Genomic DNA, 16,859 nt, shown 5'->3' on the forward strand with positions numbered 1-16,859 from the left:
TCTTCCGATCACGAATCGACTGGGTTCCCGCAGAAGCCGCAGAAACGGTGTCCCTGACCCAGTCGCATGCCGCACTGCGTGCAGAACTTGAGCTGCGCCTGTCCGCGTGGCGGCGACGGGTTCGGCGGGTAGGAGTGCCCGCGCGGCGGCGAGACGTCCTCCGGATGCGCGTGCCCGTGCGGCGGCGACAGGTCCACGGGGTACGCCTGCCCACCGGCCGGGGACGGATCCGCCGGCACGGGAGCGGGCGGCGGCGGCCCGACGACGTCGGGAGACCGGGCGGCCTCCGCCCCGAACACCCTCGTCACGGCGTACGGCGGCCAGGAGTTCTCCGGCGGCGGGTAGGACGCGGCCTCACCCGCGAAGTCCCCGTGCACGGCGTTGCCGGGTGCGGCGACACCGGGGTGGTCGGTCTGGCCGCCGGCGCCGGCGCGTGCGGCGCTCCTGCGGCGCAGCAGCACGACGCCCACGGCCAGCAGCGCGAGGACCACGACGCCGCCGGCCGCCCACACGTACGACGGCACCGACGACTTCGCCTGCGCGGCGGCGGCCGGGCTCGCCACCGGTTTCGACCCGGCGTCCTCCGCCGTGCCCGCCTTGGACTGGGCGACCCGCAGATGGTCGGCCGCCACCGCGTGGTCGGGCCGCAGGTTGAGCACCTGCTGCAGCGCCGGTATCGCGCCGGTGTAGAGCTTGTTGTGGTAGGAGGCGAGCGCGTTCTCGTACACGACGTCGACCGGGCCGCGGCGCGGCGTGACCCCGGCGGTGACCAGCGCGCTGCGAATGTCGTCGGCGGGGGTGATGGTCACCGGTTCGCCGCCGCCCCCGGAGACGAACCCGACCACCTCGCTCTTGCCGTCGTCGATGAGGGCCGCGCCGGGCGCGCCGTCGTCCAGCAGCTTGAGGACCTTGTCGCGCTCCTTGACGGTCCGGCTGCCCGGCGGATTCAGGTGCGCGGTGTCGAGCTTGGGCGGGGTCTTCGCCGAGGGCCTGCTCGGGAGCGACATGACGTCGAGCGACTCGACCGCGCCGCCGATCGTCGTGCCCAGCGGGACGGTGGGCAGTGACTGCTTCTCACCGCCCTTGGTGACCTTCAGCACGGCCGGGGACGCGGGGGAGGTCCCGGTGGTCAGGATCTGCGCGGGCAGGCCCCCGGGCGGCGGCGGGTCGAGGTAGGGGTAGACGGTGACGTTGGTCGTGACGTCGGCGATGCAGGTCGAGTCGGTCTTCTGCGGCGGGTAGCACGCCTTGAGCCGGCGGTCGAGGTCGGGGTCGTCCAGCGGGTGCTGCTTGAAGTCGGCGGGGATCTTCACCTTGAAGTATTCGGCGAAGATCCGGTTGGCCGCGTACACGCGGGGGTCGTCGGCGGCCTGCACGACCTGTGTCGCGGTCACGACCACGCCGTCGGGCGTCACGGTGAAGCCGCTGCCCTCCGCCAGGTCGACGTCGTAGTCGCGGACCAGTTGCTTGATCACGCCGCGGTCGTCCAGCAACGTGATGCGGACATGCGAGGAGGACTCAACGCGTACCGCGCCGGGGGTGACCCGGTCGGTGGAACCGCTGGGGTGCGGGTGGAGCATGGGCGCCGCGAGCGCCGAAAGCGCGCCCAGCCCCGCGATAAGGGAGTGCAGGCGGGGCATCTGCTTCTCCTATGCCTGATCGGAACGCCTCAAGCGTCTCAGCGCGGACAGTGCTCGACAAGGTGAGTATCGTGACCGACACCCACTTGATACAGCGCGATGATCGCGCCGTCGCTTGACGATTACTTGCAGGCCGATTGCGAGGCGTCTGTTCTCTGATGCGCGGTATGTCGGCAGGGATTACTCTGCGCGCATGCGCTCGTCCCTCCTCCGCTCGGTTCCCCGCGTCGATCTTCTGATCGGACTCGCGATCATAGCGCTGGGCACTCTTGAGGCGTTCACGGACGCCATGGACTACGGCGCCGCCCGCAGTCCCGAGCTGTGGTGGGTCGGCCAGGCGCTGGTCACCGGCGTCCTGGTCTGGTATCGCCGCAGGGCTCCCGTGGCGGTCTTCATCCTCATGATCCTCGCGCAGTACGCCTGGCACCGGCAGGGCAACGAGTCGTGCCCGGTCTGGCAGCTCGCCGCGCTGCTCATCGTCTTCCACACGATCGGCGCCCACCTGTCGGTCAGGCACGGCGGCGCCTGGGCGCTCGCGGGCGTCCTGATCTTCGACTCGGGTGCCGTCGACCACCGCTTCCTGCCGTTCCAGGAGGTCGTCTACCTCACCGTCATGTTCGGCTCGGCCTACCTCACGGGGCTGGCGCTGCGCGGCTACCTCCTGCGGGCGCACCGGATGAGCGAGCGGGCGATGCGGCTGGAGCTGGAGCGGGAACGCCGGGCCGCCGAGGCCGTCGCCGCCGAGCGCAACCGGATCGCCTACCACCCCGAACGGCTGGAGCTGGAGATCACCGACAACGGCGGGGGCGCCGGACCGGCGTTGTCCACCGGCAACGGGCTCATCGGCATGCGTGAGCGGGCCGAGCTGTTCGGCGGCTCCCTGGACGCCGGGCCGCTGCCGGAGGGCGGTTATCGCGTCCGCGCGACGCTGCCGATCGCCCAGGGGGTGCCGGTGAGCGAGGCCGCGAAGTGACCGTGCGCATCGTCCTCGCCGACGACCAGGCGATGATCCGGACCGGCCTGCGCATGGTCGTCGAGAGCGAGCCTGGGATGGAGGTCGTGGGCGAGGCCGCCGACGGCGCCGAGGCGGTCGCCCTGGCCCGCCGGGTGCGGCCCGACATCGTGCTCATGGACATCTCGATGCCGCGCGTGGACGGGCTGACCGCGGCCAGGCAGCTGCTCGACGCGCCGCATCCGCCCAAGGTCATCATGCTGACGACGTTCGACACCGACGAGAACCTGTACGCCGCGCTGCGCGCCGGCACCAGCGGCTTCCTGCTGAAGGTGTCGCCGCCGGAGCAGCTCGTGGAGGCCATCAGGGTCGTCGCCGCGGGTGACGGACTGCTCGACCCCGCCGTGACCACGCGGGTGATCGCCTCCTTCGCGGGCCGGCACGAGCCGGTGCGGCCGCCGCAGCTCGCCGAGCTCACCCCGCGCGAGCTGGAGGTGCTGCGGATGCTCGCCCGGGGCCTCACCAACGCCGAGATCGCCAAGGAGCTCTTCGTCGGCGAGGCCACGGTCAAGACCCACGTCGCCCGCGTGCTCATGAAGCTGAACCTGCGCGACCGCGCTCAGGCGGTCGTGTTCGCGTACGAGTCGGGCGTGGTGACGCCGGGGTCGGCGCTCGGGTAGCTCGGGTAGCTCGGGTAGCTCGGGTAGCTCGGGTAGTACGACGCCCACTCGGCGTTCGTCATGCGCAGGACCTTGAGGCCGAGGTAGCCCAGGGCGATGACGGGGGTCCATGAGGAGCAGCGCCGAGACGCTGATGTAGCCGATGATCGTCATGCCTCCGGCGACGTGGCCGAGGACGACGGCCTTCTTCCGCACCAGGTGCAGCAGGCCGAAGGCCGCGATCGGGACGAGCACCCAGCTCCAGTGGTAGAGCAGCGACTCCAGCTGGGCCAGGGCGGGGTTGTCGCCATAGCTGACCATCTCGTGGTCCTCGCCCCAGGTGCCGGGGTCGACGAGGAGCGCGACGAACTGCAGCAGCGGTGCGACGAACAGCAGGACTCCGGTGACGGTGCGCCGGAAGGCCACCGAGGCCGACGGTTCGGACATCGATCTTTCCCTCCGGGTCTTTCTCCTACGGCCGGTGACAGTAGGTGAGCGACCCCGGGGGATTCGTCCGCCGCGCGGGTGATCCCTCCTCACCCGCTAGAGCGACTTATCGCTGCAAGGCGACCTATGTGTATATTTTCCGGAAGAAGGCTCACAGTACGGGAGATTTTTCATGAAGGCGTTCCCGGCGGTCCTGTTCGACGAGGCGCACAGCGAGGCATGGACGATCCGGCGCGAGGTCGCCGAGGCCATGAATCCCGCCCACCCCGACGACAACAGCTACGCGGAGGCCGCCACGGCGCTGCGGCGGCTCGGCCACACGGTGCGCGCGCACACCGAGGGCCCGATCACTCCGGCCGTGCTGGACGGGTGCGACGTCTTCGTGGTCGCACACCCCTCGGCCGAGCGCTGGGAACGCACCACCGGGGTCGGCAGCCCCGTCTTCGCCGCCGAGGAGATCGACGCTCTCGAGGCGTACGTCGCGGGCGGCGGCGGGCTGATCGTGCTGGCAGAGCACGAGCAGGAGAAGTACGGCAGCAACCTGGGCGAGCTGCTCGCCCGGTTCGGGGTGACGGTCGAGCACGCGACCGTCCAGGACCCCGGCAACTGCCACAACGGCGTGGCCACCTGGGTCCTCGGCGTGCCCGCCGGGCAGGCCGTGGCCGAGCAGAGCGGCGTGGCCCAGGACCTGCTCGCGGAGGTCCGCAGGGCCTGCTTCTACCGCGCCGGCACGCTCGGCGCGCCGGCCGGGGCGAGCGTCCTGTTCACGACCTCCGGGTCCGCCGACCCCGCGGACGCCCCGCTCGTCGCCGCCGTACGGCACGGCAGGGGCCGCGTGGTCGTCCTGGCCGACTCCGACCTGTTCGGCGACGACTCGATCCGCGACTACGACCACGAGAAGCTGTGGGGCAACCTCGTCACCTGGGCCGCCCGCGTGCCCGAGGCGTCCGGCGCCGCCCGCGCCTCCCGCCCCGAGGTGGCGGAGGAGTTCGCCCGGCTCAAGGACGCCGTGGAGCGGTTGCGCCCCCTCCAGGCCAAGGACGGCTCGGTCACCGGAGACCACGACGAGGCCGTGGCGTGCATCAGCGAGATCGTCGACGGCGTCGCCCGGCTCGCGCCGCACTTCCCGCACGACGCCGACTATCTCGACGCGGTGATGAAGGACTTCCGCGCGTGGGTGGCGGCCGGGCTCGGCAAGCCCGACTTCCTCGACTCGCTGAACCTGTTCCACCCCGACGCCCAGCGGATCGACGGCCTGGAGCACCTGGTCGTCTTCCCGATGTACACCCAGAACGGCAACCCCAACCGCAACGTCGAGGCGGTCTGGATCCGGGTCGTGTGGCCCGACTGGCTGGCCGAGCTGGAGGCGGGCGGCTACGACAACCCGATGTTCGTGCCGATCACGTTCGTCGACTTCACCTCCGGCTACGACACCAACTCGGCCGTGCTGTTCCCCGAGACCGTGGTCGTGCGCCAGACCCCGCCGCGCTTCACCTGGGGCGGCATCTTCTGCGACCGCGAGGCCGCCCGGTTCCGCCGGGTCAGCGAGGCCGCCGCGGCCACGCTGAAGCTGGAGCTGCCGCCGGACGCCGCCCGGCTGCTGGCGTCGCAGGACCTCGCCCAGGACACGTTCGTGCTGTGGGACCTCGTCCACGACCGCACGCACAGCCACGGCGACCTGCCGTTCGACCCGTTCATGATCAAGCAGCGCATGCCGTACTGGCTCTACAGCCTGGAGGAGCTGCGCTGCGACCTCACGGCGTACGGCGAGGCCGTGAAGCTGGAGGCCGCGGGCGTGCCGCACGCGCGGTACGTGCAGTACGCCATCCTGTTCGACCGGCTGTTCCGCTTCCCGATCACCGGCGAGCGGGTGCGCAACTACGACGGGCTCGGCGGCCAGCTCTTGTTCGCCTACCTGCACCGGCAGGGCATCGTGCGGTGGACCGACAACCGGCTCACCATCGACTGGTCGCGGGTCGCCGACGGCGTCGCCGACCTGCGCGGCGAGGTGGAGAAGCTCTACCGCGACGGCATCGACCGGTCCAAGCGGGCCCATTGGCTCGCCGCGCACGAGCTGGTCGCAACGTACGTCGAGCCCGACCCGGCCTCGGTCTGGAAGCAGGGCGTGCACGCACTGCCCACCGAGCAGAAGGCCATGGTCGACGCCGTGCTGCCCGACGAGTTCCCGCTGAGCATGTTCTACGAGGCCCTGCGCCGTAAGCTCACCGACGTGGTGGAGTCGACCCGGGGCATCCGGGCGTGAGCGCGGACCGCGTGGGTGAGATTGTGAGGGGCGTGCGATGAGCAGGGTGATCGTGGTCACGGGGGCGGGCGGCCCGGCCGGCCGCGCGGTCGTCGGGAAGTTCGCCGAGCTGGGCGACACGGTCATCGGCGTGGACAAGTCCGGCGCCGAGGGATGCCTGGCCGTCGACCTGCTCGACCGGGACGCCGTACGGGCCCTGGCCGAGGGGGTGCGGGCCGAGCACGGCCGGGTCGACGGCGTCGTCCACCTGGTGGGCGGCTGGCGGGGGTCGAAGACCTTCGCCGACACCTCGCTCGACGACTGGGACCTGCTGCACGACCTGCTGATCAGGACCCTGCAGCACGTGTCGCTGGAGTTCGAGCCGCTGCTGCGGGCGAGCGGGAACGGCCGGTTCGCGATCGTGTCGGCCCGGGCGGCGAGCAAGCCCACCCAGGGAGGCGCGGCGTACGCGGCGGCCAAGGCCGCCGCCGAGGCGTGGACGCTGGCCCTGGCCGACGCGCTGAAGGACACCTCCTCCGCCGCGGTGGTCCTGGTGGTCAACGCATTGGTGCACGATGAGATGAGGGCCGCGAATCCGGACAAGCCATACCGGACCTTCACTGACGTGAAGGACCTGGCGACGACGATCGCGGGCCTGTGGGACGAGGAGCCGGCTGCGGTCAACGGCCGCAGGATCGACCTCGTGCCCTGATCTACGCTGCTCGATCCGGACCCGCGTCCGGCCTGACCGGCCGGTCGCGGGTCTGAAACCGCGATGGGGAGACATCTCGTGACAACCGATGCCGTACGCCGGCACGACCCGGCGAGCCGGACGTTCGCCAGTGACAACTACGCGGGGGTGCACCCCGAGGTCCTGGAGGCGATCGCCCTCGCCAACGGCGGGCACCAGACCTCCTACGGCGACGACGTCTACACCGAGGCGGCCCGGGAGGTCTTCCGCAGGCACTTCGGCGAGCAGGCCGAGGTGTTCCCCGTGTTCAACGGCACGGCCGCCAACGTCGTGTCGCTGCGCTCGATGTGCGCCCACTGGGAGGCCGTGGTCTGCCCCGAGACCGCGCACATCAACACCGACGAGGGCGGCGCGCCCGAGGTCACCGGCGGGCTGAAGCTGCTGACCGTGCCGACCCCCGACGGCAAGCTCACGCCGGAGCTGATCGACCGGCAGGCGCGGGGCTTCGGCGACGTGCACCACGCGCAGCCCCGGGTCGTGTCGATCTCCAACGCGACCGAGCTGGGCACGCTCTACACCCCGGCCGAGATCAAGGCGATCTGCGACCACGCCCACGAGCTGGGGATGTTCGTCCACCTCGACGGGTCGCGGATCACCAACGCCGCCGCCGCGCTGGACGTGCCGCTGCGCGCGCTGACCACGGACGCCGGGGTCGACGTGCTGTCGTTCGGCGGCACCAAGATCGGCCTGCTGCTGGGCGAGGTCGTCGTCGTGCTGAACCCGGAGGCGTCGCGGGGCCTGCCCTACCTGCGCAAGACGAGCATGCAGCTCGCCTCGAAGATGCGGTTCGTCTCGGTGCAGTTCGAGGCCCTGCTCGGGGGCGACCTGTGGCTGCGCAACGCCAGGCAGGCCAACGCGATGGCCCGGCGGCTCGCCGAGGCCGTACGCGACCTGCCCGGGGTGAGCGTGCCGCGTCCGGTCGAGGCCAACGCGGTCTTCGCGGTGCTGCCGAGTGACGTGGCCGACCGGCTGCGCAAGCGGTTCCGCTTCTACAACTGGGACGACCAGATCGGCGGGGGCATGGTCGAGGTGCGGTGGATGTGCGCCTTCGACACCACCGAGGCCGACGTGGACGCGTTCGTCGCGGCGCTGGCCGAGGAACTGCGCGCCTCGTAGGCGTCGTCGGCCTTTCGCTCCTCCGGCCCGCCGGACCCCTTTGGCCCGCCGGAACTCTTCGGCCCGCCGGAACCGGCGAGCCGGAGGGGCCGGCCTCGGCGGTACTCGGCCGATCGGACAGGCCATGTCCCGCGCGGCCATGCCACGGAAGCCGGTGGTCGCGGCCGAGGGGAACATTCGTCCAAGACGCCGGCGTGCACCCGCGGCGACAGTGGCCGCATGACTGTTTCCGACGGCAAGCCGCGGGTGGACGACGAGACCACCACCAGTTCGACGCTGTCCCTGGACGACGGCGACATCCACGTGTGCGAGGACGGTCCCAGCGACGCCCCGGCGCTCCTGCTAATCCACGGATCCGCCTCCTCGGTCCGCTCGTGGGACCCGCTGGTCCCGCTGCTGACCGGAGCGCACCGCGTCATCCGGATCGACCTGCTCGGGCACGGCCTGTCGGGCAAACCCGCGGGCCCGAGCTACGCGGTGCCCGACCAGGCGCGCCGGGCCGGCGCGGCACTGGACCTGCTCGGCGTCGAGCACGCGATCGTGGCCGGTCACTCCAGCGGCGGCGCGGTCGCCACCGCGCTCGCCGAGCAGCGGCCCGGCCTGGTGACCGCGCTCGCGCTCGTCAACACCGGACCCGGCATGCACGCCTTCATCCCGTCGGAGTCCGCAGGGATCGCGGCGTCGCAGTGGCCGCCGACCGACGAGCAGCTCCGCCGCTTCGCCGCCACAGCGGTCAGCCGCCCCGGCTACCGGATCCCGCAGGAGCTCCTCGGCGAGGTGCGCATGATGACCCACCACACGCTCGCCGCGACCATGCAGGGCATCCTCGACTACCTGGAGCAGCGTGCCCTGCCGGACCGGCTGGCGGTCCTCGCCAAACCGCTCCTGGTGATCTTCGGCGCGGACGACCGGAGGTGGCGATCCTCGTCCGCCGCCGACTACCGTGTCGTACCGGGCGCGGAGGTCGAGCTGCTGCCGGGTCTCGGGCACTCACCCATACTCGAGGACCCGGAACGGACCGCCCGCTCCCTGCTGGCCTTCACCGCGCTCCACGCCACGCGGGCGGACTGAACCAGACGGCCTGACGGTGCCGTACGTCACGGTGCGGGGAGCGGCTGGGCTCCCCGCTTGGCCAGCAGTTCCTTCATCGTGCGGATCTCGGCGTTCTGGCCGTCGACGATGTGCTGGGCCAAAGACCGCACCTCGTCACGATCCGACAGCCTGAGCAGGCCCTCGGCCATGTCCACACCGCCCTGGTGGTGGCGGATCATGAGCTGGAGGAAGAGGATCTCGGCGTCCTTGCCGGTGGCCTGGCGGAGCCGGTTCATCTCCTCTTCGGTGGCCATGCCGGGCATCGTGCCGGACGTCGGAATGGTCGTGGCGGCCCCGCCGTGCCCGTGCCCGGCCATCCAGGCCATCGCGGGCCGGTCGGAGCTCTGGTCGAGCCCCCACTGCTGCAGCCAGCCCATGAAAATTCCACGCTGGGTGCTCTGCGTCGTGATGATGTCGTACGCCAGGCTGCGCAGCGCCTCGTCGGAGGTCTTGTCCCTGAGGATGAAGGACATCTCCACCGCCTGCGCGTGGTGGACCCCCATGTCTCTGGCGAAGCCCGCTTCGGGGGAGGTGTCGCCGGGCGTCCCCTGCCTGGTGAAGAACAGCACGAGCGCCGCCGCCGCGAGGAGGACGACGACCAGCCCGAGGATGGGGAGGCGGCGCCGGGCCGGGGGAGCGGTCTCCACGGCGCTGTCCTCTGGGACGTCGATGTCAGTGCTCACCGCCCACACGCTACTCTCCGGAGCCCTCGCCCTGCCCGAAGCAATACCTTTAGCCACTATTCTCCATACGCAGCGGGGGTGTCAGTGATCAGCGGATGGAGGAGCGATGACCAAGGAGAAGGCGCAGGCGAGGCGTGACCACCTCGCCCGCATGCGCGCCGAGCAGAAGCGCAAGGAGCGGCGCGCCGCACTTCTCATGTGGGGTATAGGCGGCCTTGTGATCGTCGTCCTGATCGCCCTCGTCACCGTCTATGTGATCAACGACCGTTCGGCCAAGTCGCTCAGCGCCGTCAAGACCTTCAACTACAAGGGCTCCGACCACTCCTGGACGAAGGTCTCCTACAAGGAGACCCCGCCCGTCGGCGGCCAGCACAACTTCTACTGGCAGAACTGCGGCATCTACGACAAGCCCATCCACAACGAGCACGGCGTCCACTCGCTGGAGCACGGTGCGGTGTGGATCACCTATCAGCCCGACCTGCCCAAGGCCGAGGTGGACAAGCTCAAGACCATCGCCTCCTCCGACTACATGCTGCTGAGCCCCTACCCGAACCTGCCGTCCAAGATCGTCGTCAGCTCCTGGAACCACCAGCTCGCGCTGGACTCGGCGGACGACCCCCGGCTGCCCGAGTTCGTGAAGAAGTACAAGCAGAACCCGACCACCACTCCCGAGTACGGTGCGTCCTGCTCCGGCGGCATCGGCACCACCGACGAGCAGCCGCTCCCGTCGCCGCAGGCGGAGACCACGCAGGAGCCGATGCCGAGCACGGCCCCGTCGTCCTGACCGGCACCAGCCCGACTGGAACGTCCCGGCCGCCGTGTCGCGGCCGGGACCGGTATCGCGGTCAGGGAACCAGCACGCGGTCCACGGGCACGGCCTCCAGCCCGTGGGCCTCGGCCACCGGGCGGCTCGTCAGATGGCCTTCGTGCGTGCTCAGGCCGAGGGCGAGCGCGGGGTCGGCGGTCAGCGCCTCGCGCCAGCCCAGGTCGGCGATCGCCAGCGCGTACGGCAGCGTGACGTTGGTCAGCGCGTACGTCGAGGTGTGCGGCACCGCCCCGGGCATGTTGGCCACGCAGTAGAACACCGAGCGGTGCACCCGGTAGACCGGGTCGGCGTGGGTGGTCGGCCGCGAGTCCTCGAAACAGCCGCCCTGGTCGATGGAGATGTCCACCAGCACCGAGCCCGGCTTCATCCGTGCGACGAGGTCGTTGCTCACCAGGGTCGGCGCCTTGGCGCCCGGCACGAGCACCGCGCCGATCACCAGGTCGGCGTCCACCACCGCCCGCTCGACCTCGTACGCGTTGGACGCCACCGTCTGGCAGCTCCCCTGGAAGACGAGGTCGGCGTGGCGCAGCCGGTCGACGTCGCGGTCGAGCAGCAGCACCTGGGCCCGCATGCCCGTGGCCACCGCGGCTGCGCTCATGCCCGACACCCCCGCGCCGATCACCACCACCTTGGCCGGGTAGGTGCCGGGGACGCCGCTCATCAGCACGCCGCGTCCGCCGCCCTGGCGCATGAGGTGGTAGGCGCCCACCTGCGGCGCCAGCCGTCCGGCCACCTCGGACATGGGCGCGAGCAGCGGCAGCGTACGGTCGGGTTTCTGCACGGTCTCGTACGCGATGCCGGTCACGCCCGACTCCAGCATGGCCCGGGTGCAGGACTCCGAGGCCGCCAGATGGAGATAGGTGAACAGCACCTGGCCCTTGCGCATCCGGTGATACTCGTCCGGCACCGGCTCCTTGACTTTCAGGATCAGATCACCCTCGGCCCACACCTCGTCCGCCGTGTCGAGGATCACGGCCCCGGCCGCGGTGAAGTCCTCGTCCGGGATCGCCGACCCGAGCCCCGCGCCCTTCTCGATGAGGACCTGATGACCCTTGCGTACGAACTCGTTGACCCCCGCGGGTGTGAGCGCGACCCGGTACTCGTGTGTCTTGATCTCTCGGGGAACTCCCACCTTCATGTCTTCACTGTCTGCTCCCGACGTCCGTATGGGCATCGGTCAACGGGCAACCATTTGGCGGATATTCATGACAAATTGTCAATAAAAGAACGCGTTGAACGTTCCATGGTCGGCCGGTTACCCGCAGTTGGCAGACCTCGGTAGGCTCTGCGAGCGGTGTAAGGATCGAGGTGGGAATGCACAACGCGCCCGTGCCGGGAGACGAAGAGCCCGGCCCGCGGCCCGGCGGCCTGACATCGGGAGCCGAGACGGCGCCCATGCCCAAGCCGGTCGGCCCCGAGAACCGCGGCGGCGTGCCCGCCCAGACGTCCGGCGAATGGGGCGGCTGGTTCGGCGACACGTCCGGCGGCGCCGGTGCCGCCGCGGAGACGACGACCGTTCTGCCGGCCGCCGGCGGCGAATCAGACGACCCGTACGGCGGGCCCGGCGACCCCGGCGGAGGCCGCCCGGCGCCTCCAGCCGACCCGCTCGGCGGCCCGGGTGGCGTGCGGGGTGAGTACGGCGGGCCGGACGATCCGCTCGGTGCGCGCGGCGAGCCGCCGGACAGGCCCGATGATCCGCTCGCGGACACGCTCAGCGGCCCGGTAGACGTGCCCGGCGCCCCGCTCGGGGTTCCGGGCGGGGCGGGTGATCTCCCCGGCGTGCCGGGTGGGTCTGGCGGCCCGGACGACCCGCTCGGCGTGTCCGGCGGCCCCGGCGGAGCGGGCGACCCGCTCGGCGTGCCAGGTGAGCCTGGCGGCCCGGACGACCCGCTCGGCATGGCAGGCGGACCCGCCGTGCCGGGTGACCCACTGGGGCCTCCGGGCGGAGCGGGCGACCCTCTCTACGCTCCGGGGGCAGCGGACGACACACGTGCGATCCCCGTCGACCTCGGTGGGGTGCCCGCTGCCGCCGGTGCTCCCGTCCGTCCCGGCGAGCCGGTGGAGCCCGCCACGCCCGGCGCGCCCGACGACGCGTCCTCGGGCGGAGCCACAGGGCCGGGTGACAAGCCGCCCGCCCCCGACGGCCCCACGGAGCCGCGGGCGGCGAGAGGGACGACGATCGCCCTCGTCTCGGCCCTCGTGCTCGTGGTCATCATGTCGGGCGTCCTCGGCGCCGTCGCCGTGGTGATGACCCAGAACCCGGACGCCCCGCCGCTCAAGCAGACGCCCGTACGCACCCTGCTGACGCCCGTGCACTTCGCGCCGGTGACCGGGGTGGGGGCGGCGCCCTGTGCCGGAACGGACGCGATCCCGGACGACAAGGGCACCTCCTGCTACCAGCTCGATCCGGGAGTCACGGTCACGACCGTGCAGAAGATCGAAGAGGTGACGGAGAACGACGGCACCTACTCGATCAGGCTGGTTCTGTCCCCCTCCAGCCAGGAGCAGATCGAGGCCCTCACCCGCGAGACGGTCAAGCAGCAGCTCGCGATCGTGGTGGGGGAGAAGGTCGTGGCCGCTCCGCGGGTGGCTCAGGAGATCACCCAGGACAGCCTCGGCATCGCGGGCTTCGACAAGGCCCAGGCCGACGCGATCATGGCGCTGCTGACCGGGTCCGCTCCCGCCGGCCAGTCCGCTCCGGCCGCCTCGCCCGCCGCCACCGACGCCGGCCAGCCCGGCGGCACACAACCGGACGGAACGCAGCCCGGCGGGACCCAGCCTGGTGGCACGCAGCCGGGCGGGACCCAGCCTGGTGGCACCCAGCCTGGTGGCACGCAGCCTGGCGGAACGGTGTACGAGGGCCAGCCGCAAGGATCGCAGCAGGGCGGCACCCAGGGCGGCACTCAGCAGGGAGGCGCAGGGCAGGGAGGCACAGGGCAGCAGGGAGGCACGCAGTCCACCCCCGAGGGGTTCCAATGAGCACGGATCACGGCCCGGGCCCCCGCCTGCGGACCTGAACCGGCCGACCGGCGGCCGGGGCATGCTCGCCCCGGCCGTCCGATCGAGCCCGGTCATTGCGTGCACGGGATCGTCTCCTGGCCTCTCTCGCGGCGGCGCGGTCTCGTCCCGGCGCGCTGCACGTCCCAGGGGCTCCCACGTCGTGGGGGTCGCGGGCTCGCCCACCGGCCGTACGAGGTGGTGCGGGGCGGCGGCGGCCGGGTGCAAGCCGGGGTCAATCCCGGTGCAAGCAGAGCCCCGTAGCGTACGGCGCATGTCAGCACGATCGTTTCGAGGCGCAGCCGCCACGGCCGCGATTGCCGCGTTCCTGGTCCCCGCCTCCCTGCTCGCCGCCGCTCCGGCTCTCGCGCACACCGCGCACACCGCGCACACCCACGCCACCGCGCACACCCACGCCACCGCGCACACCCCCGCACAGGCCCCGGTCACGGCGTCCGCTCACGGCACGGCCGCACCGGCGACCGTCGCCAAGAAGTTGTTCGGCGCGTGGCTGCGCCGGGACCGCCACGCGGCCGCACGCGTCGCCACCTCGAGCGCGGCCTCCACGCTCTTCGCCTATCCTTTCCGGGCTCCGGACAAGTTCGCGGGCTGCTCGGGCAATGCCTGCCGGTTCGTCCACACCAGCGTGCGCGTGCCGGGCGGGCTCGACGGCATCCTGATGGTCGTGTCGGGCGGCAAGGTCACGAAGGTCTACGAGTCCCGCCACCTCGTCAAGCCGTCCGACGCGGCCAAGCACCTGTTCGAGGCCTGGCGCAAGGGCGACCGCAACCGGGGCCTGGAGGCCGCCACGACCACGGCGGTCAAGACGCTGTTCCGGACCAAGTACGACCCGAAGGGTGTGAAGCACTTCTTCCAGGGCTGCAGCTCCGAGCCCAAGGGCTACGGCTGCGCCTACTCCTACGAGGGCGGCGCGATGTTCATGCACGTGCGGGGCTCGAAGAGCCGCGGCTACGAGGTGACCTCCATCACCTACATCGCCGACTGAGCCCGAGCCGGCCGAGTCCGAGCGACCTGAACCCGGGCCCCTGAACCCAGGCCCCGCAACCTCAGCCGGCTGGACGAACCGGCTGCTCCCGCCGCGGGCCGAGCACGACGACGGGGGACTCAGCGGGCGACGGGGGCTCAGCGGGCGACGGGCGTGAGCGCGATGTCCTCGGGCCGGATCGGGACCCGGGAGAGATCCAGCCCGGTCGCGGCCCTGACCGCCGCGACCACCGCCGGGGTGGACGACAGCGTGGGCGGCTCGCCCGCGCCCCGCAGGCCGTACGGCGCGTGGGGGTCGGGGTTCTCCAGCACCGACAGCCGCATCGGCGGCATGTCGAGGATGGTGGGGATCAGATAGTCGGTGAACGAGGGGTTGAGCACCCGGCCGTCCCTGACCTGGATCTCCTCCATCAGCGCCAGGCCGAGACCCTGCGCGGAGCCGCCGTGGATCTGCCCTTCCAGGGCCACCGGATTGAGGATCTTCCCGACGTCCTGCACGGCGGCCAGCTCGACGACCTTGACCAGGCCGAGCTCGACGTCCACGTCGACCACGGCCCGGTGCACGCACAACGCGAGCTGCGTGTGGGAGTCGCCCTGGCCGGTGAACGGGTCCATGGGGAACGTCGGCCGGTGGCGGAACTCGCGCGTCTCCTCGACCGGCCCGAACCGCTTCAGCACCTCTTCCAGCGACAGGTCCGGATGCGCCGCCCGCAGCACGTCGATGCGCGCCCGCACCGCCTCGCACGCCGTCTTGACCGCCCCGCCGGTGACGTACGACTGGCGGGAGGCCGAGGACGACCCGGCGGAGCCGACCGCGGTGTCCGCCGGGGCGATGGTGACCCTGGCGATCCCGAGCTCCGTACGCGCGATCTGTTCCTGGATGGTGACGAGCCCCTGGCCCACCTCGGCGGCGGCGGTGTGCACGAGCACGTGGGGCTCGTCCCCGGCCAGCTCGACGCGCACCCGTGCCGTCGAGTAGTCGTCGAAGCCCTCGGAGAAGCAGATGTTCTTGATGCCGACGCCGTAGCCCACGCCGCGCCGTACGCCCTCGCCGTGGGTGGTCTGCGCGACGCCGCCCGGCAGGAGGCGCAGGTCGGGCCGCTCGTCCACCGGCTCCGGCGGCAGCGGCATCGCGGCCAGCTCCTTCAGCATGTCCGCGAGCGGCGCGGGGCTGTCGATCACCTGCCCGGTGGCCAGGCGCGACCCCTGCGACACCGCGTTGCGGACCCGGATCTCGACCGGCGACAGCCCGCAGGCTGCCGCGAGCCGGTCCATCTGCGACTCGTACGCGTAACACGCCTGCACCGCCCCGAACCCGCGCATGGCACCGCAGGGCGGATTGTTCGTGTAGACGCCGTACGCGTCGATCCAGACGTTGCCCACCTCGTACGGACCGACGCCGAGGGAGGCGGCGTTGCCCACCACGGCCGGGGTGGACGAGCAGTAGGCCCCGCCGTCGAGCAGGATCTCCGCCTTGACGTAGACGAGCCGCCCGTCGGCCGTGGCGCCGTGCTCGTAGCGCATCCGCGCCGGATGCCGGTGGACGTGGCCGAAGAACGACTCCTCGCGGCCATAGACCATCTTGACCGGGCGGCCCGTCCGCAGTGCCAGCATCGAGGCGTGGACCTGCATCGACAGGTCCTCCCGCGCGCCGAACGCGCCGCCGACCCCGGCGAGGGTCAGCCGCACCTTCTCCTTCGGCAGGCCCAGGCACGGCGCCACCTGGTCCTGGTCGACGTGCAGCCACTGGGTGGCGACGTACAGGTCCACCCCGCCGTCCTCGGCCGGCACGGCCAGGCCCGACTCCGGCCCGAGGAACGCCTGGTCCTGCATGCCGACCTCGTACTCGCCGGTGACGACCACCTCGGCCTCGAAGGTGCTCCCCACCCTGACCGGCTGGTGCCGTACGACGTTGCCCCCGGGGTGCACGGCGGGACAGGCGGGGTCGAAGGCGGCCCGGTGGGGATCGGTCACCGCCTCGCGCTCCTCGTAGCGCACGACGATCGCGGCGGCGGCGCGGCGCGCGGTCTCCGGGTGGTCGGCGGCCACGATCGCCACGGGCTCGCCCTGGTAGCGGACCTGGTCGACGGCGAGCACCGGCTGGTCGCGGCGCTCCAGCCCGTAGAACTTCTCCCCGGGCACGTCCTCGTGGGTCAGCACGGCGAACACGCCGGGCATCGCGAGCGCGGGGCCGACGTCGATCGAGCGGATCCACGCGGACGGATGCGGGCTGCGCAGCGTGGCGCCCCAGAGCATGCCCTCAAGCCACAGGTCGGAGGAGTACGCGAACTCCCCGGTCACCTTCAGCGTGCCGTCCGGGCGCGGCGCGCTCTCGCCGACGCCCGGACGCCGCCCCGTTCCGATCGCCGTGCCCGCCGCCGTCTCCGTCGCCATACGCCGCTCCACGGTCGTAGTACAACAACCGGGCGGGGCCGGGGCCTATCGGCGC

13 protein-coding genes are annotated in these 16,859 nt (G+C 71.8%); 9 read left to right on the top strand and 4 right to left on the bottom strand.

Annotated elements, in window-relative coordinates:
- Positions 1-8: 8 nt before the first annotated feature.
- Positions 9-1,640 carry a zinc ribbon domain-containing protein gene (locus tag OHB01_RS22920; protein WP_142644814.1) on the bottom strand — a complete coding sequence of 544 codons (1,632 nt, stop codon included), beginning with the start codon at positions 1,638-1,640 and terminating at the stop codon, positions 9-11.
- Positions 1,641-1,833: 193 nt separating this feature from the next.
- Between OHB01_RS22920 and OHB01_RS22925 the strand changes: the two genes are divergently transcribed.
- The 6 genes from OHB01_RS22925 (at position 1,834) to OHB01_RS22950 (ending at position 8,878) form a co-directional block, all read left to right on the top strand.
- Positions 1,834-2,613, top strand: coding sequence for a hypothetical protein (locus OHB01_RS22925; RefSeq protein WP_142644815.1), 780 nt, complete (start codon positions 1,834-1,836; stop codon positions 2,611-2,613).
- Positions 2,610-3,272: a response regulator gene (locus OHB01_RS22930; RefSeq protein WP_142644816.1), complete on the top strand. Its 663-nt coding sequence runs from the start codon at positions 2,610-2,612 to the stop codon at positions 3,270-3,272. Before OHB01_RS22925 ends, OHB01_RS22930 begins: the two co-directional genes overlap by 4 nt.
- Positions 3,273-3,870: 598 nt before the next feature.
- On the top strand, positions 3,871-5,961 hold the full coding sequence (locus tag OHB01_RS22935) for a DUF6421 family protein (protein ID WP_142644817.1): 2,091 nt from the start codon (positions 3,871-3,873) through the stop codon (positions 5,959-5,961).
- 37 nt (positions 5,962-5,998) lie between these two features.
- A complete protein-coding gene (locus tag OHB01_RS22940) occupies positions 5,999-6,652 on the top strand; it encodes an SDR family NAD(P)-dependent oxidoreductase (RefSeq protein WP_142644818.1) in 654 nt (217 codons plus the stop codon).
- A gap of 63 nt (positions 6,653-6,715) precedes the next feature.
- Positions 6,716-7,807 (top strand): threonine aldolase family protein, encoded by a 1,092-nt coding sequence (locus OHB01_RS22945; RefSeq protein ID WP_142644819.1) that lies wholly within the window; start codon positions 6,716-6,718, stop codon positions 7,805-7,807.
- A gap of 219 nt (positions 7,808-8,026) precedes the next feature.
- On the top strand, positions 8,027-8,878 hold the full coding sequence (locus OHB01_RS22950; protein WP_328709598.1) for an alpha/beta fold hydrolase: 852 nt from the start codon (positions 8,027-8,029) through the stop codon (positions 8,876-8,878).
- A 26-nt stretch (positions 8,879-8,904) separates the two neighbouring features.
- Here OHB01_RS22950 and OHB01_RS22955 read toward each other — a convergent pair whose 3' ends face one another.
- The gene (locus OHB01_RS22955) at positions 8,905-9,582 is read right to left on the bottom strand and encodes a DUF305 domain-containing protein (RefSeq protein ID WP_328709599.1); all 678 of its coding nucleotides are present in this window, start codon (positions 9,580-9,582) and stop codon (positions 8,905-8,907) included.
- Between the two features lie 106 nt (positions 9,583-9,688).
- Here OHB01_RS22955 and OHB01_RS22960 point away from each other — a divergent pair, with 106 nt between their 5' ends.
- The gene (locus OHB01_RS22960; RefSeq protein WP_142644821.1) at positions 9,689-10,366 is read left to right on the top strand and encodes a DUF3105 domain-containing protein; all 678 of its coding nucleotides are present in this window, start codon (positions 9,689-9,691) and stop codon (positions 10,364-10,366) included.
- 61 nt (positions 10,367-10,427) lie between these two features.
- On the opposite strand, the gene ald is transcribed toward OHB01_RS22960, so the two are convergent.
- Positions 10,428-11,546 carry an alanine dehydrogenase gene (gene ald / locus OHB01_RS22965; protein ID WP_142644822.1) on the bottom strand — a complete coding sequence of 373 codons (1,119 nt, stop codon included), beginning with the start codon at positions 11,544-11,546 and terminating at the stop codon, positions 10,428-10,430.
- A 176-nt stretch (positions 11,547-11,722) separates the two neighbouring features.
- On the opposite strand from ald, the gene OHB01_RS22970 reads away from it, so the two are divergent.
- Complete coding sequence (locus OHB01_RS22970; RefSeq protein WP_419197593.1) at positions 11,723-13,387, top strand: SecDF P1 head subdomain-containing protein; 1,665 nt, start codon at positions 11,723-11,725, stop codon at positions 13,385-13,387.
- Positions 13,388-13,679: 292 nt separating this feature from the next.
- A complete protein-coding gene (locus OHB01_RS22975) occupies positions 13,680-14,411 on the top strand; it encodes a hypothetical protein (RefSeq protein WP_328709601.1) in 732 nt (243 codons plus the stop codon).
- Positions 14,412-14,548: 137 nt separating this feature from the next.
- Here the strand turns inward: OHB01_RS22975 and OHB01_RS22980 are convergent, their stop codons facing one another.
- On the bottom strand, positions 14,549-16,804 hold the full coding sequence (locus tag OHB01_RS22980; protein WP_328853962.1) for a molybdopterin cofactor-binding domain-containing protein: 2,256 nt from the start codon (positions 16,802-16,804) through the stop codon (positions 14,549-14,551).
- Between the last annotated feature and the right edge of the window lie 55 nt (positions 16,805-16,859).

The organism is Microbispora hainanensis (assembly GCF_036186745.1).
In the GTDB taxonomy this organism is placed as follows: domain Bacteria; phylum Actinomycetota; class Actinomycetes; order Streptosporangiales; family Streptosporangiaceae; genus Microbispora.

Excerpts from the sequence above, each read along its gene's own strand:
- OHB01_RS22935 (WP_142644817.1), top strand. The coding sequence starts at position 3,871 with ATGAAGGCGTTCCCGGCGGTCCTGTTCGACGAGGCGCACAGCGAGGCA.
- OHB01_RS22940 (WP_142644818.1), top strand. The coding sequence starts at position 5,999 with ATGAGCAGGGTGATCGTGGTCACGGGGGCGGGCGGCCCGGCCGGCCGC.
- OHB01_RS22945 (WP_142644819.1), top strand. The coding sequence starts at position 6,716 with ATGGGGAGACATCTCGTGACAACCGATGCCGTACGCCGGCACGACCCG.
- OHB01_RS22980 (WP_328853962.1), bottom strand. The coding sequence starts at position 16,804 with ATGGCGACGGAGACGGCGGCGGGCACGGCGATCGGAACGGGGCGGCGT.
- ald (WP_142644822.1), bottom strand. The coding sequence starts at position 11,546 with ATGAAGGTGGGAGTTCCCCGAGAGATCAAGACACACGAGTACCGGGTC.
- OHB01_RS22920 (WP_142644814.1), bottom strand. The coding sequence starts at position 1,640 with ATGCCCCGCCTGCACTCCCTTATCGCGGGGCTGGGCGCGCTTTCGGCG.
- OHB01_RS22975 (WP_328709601.1), top strand. The coding sequence starts at position 13,680 with ATGTCAGCACGATCGTTTCGAGGCGCAGCCGCCACGGCCGCGATTGCC.
- OHB01_RS22925 (WP_142644815.1), top strand. The coding sequence starts at position 1,834 with ATGCGCTCGTCCCTCCTCCGCTCGGTTCCCCGCGTCGATCTTCTGATC.
- OHB01_RS22950 (WP_328709598.1), top strand. The coding sequence starts at position 8,027 with ATGACTGTTTCCGACGGCAAGCCGCGGGTGGACGACGAGACCACCACC.
- OHB01_RS22960 (WP_142644821.1), top strand. The coding sequence starts at position 9,689 with ATGACCAAGGAGAAGGCGCAGGCGAGGCGTGACCACCTCGCCCGCATG.
- OHB01_RS22970 (WP_419197593.1), top strand. The coding sequence starts at position 11,723 with ATGCACAACGCGCCCGTGCCGGGAGACGAAGAGCCCGGCCCGCGGCCC.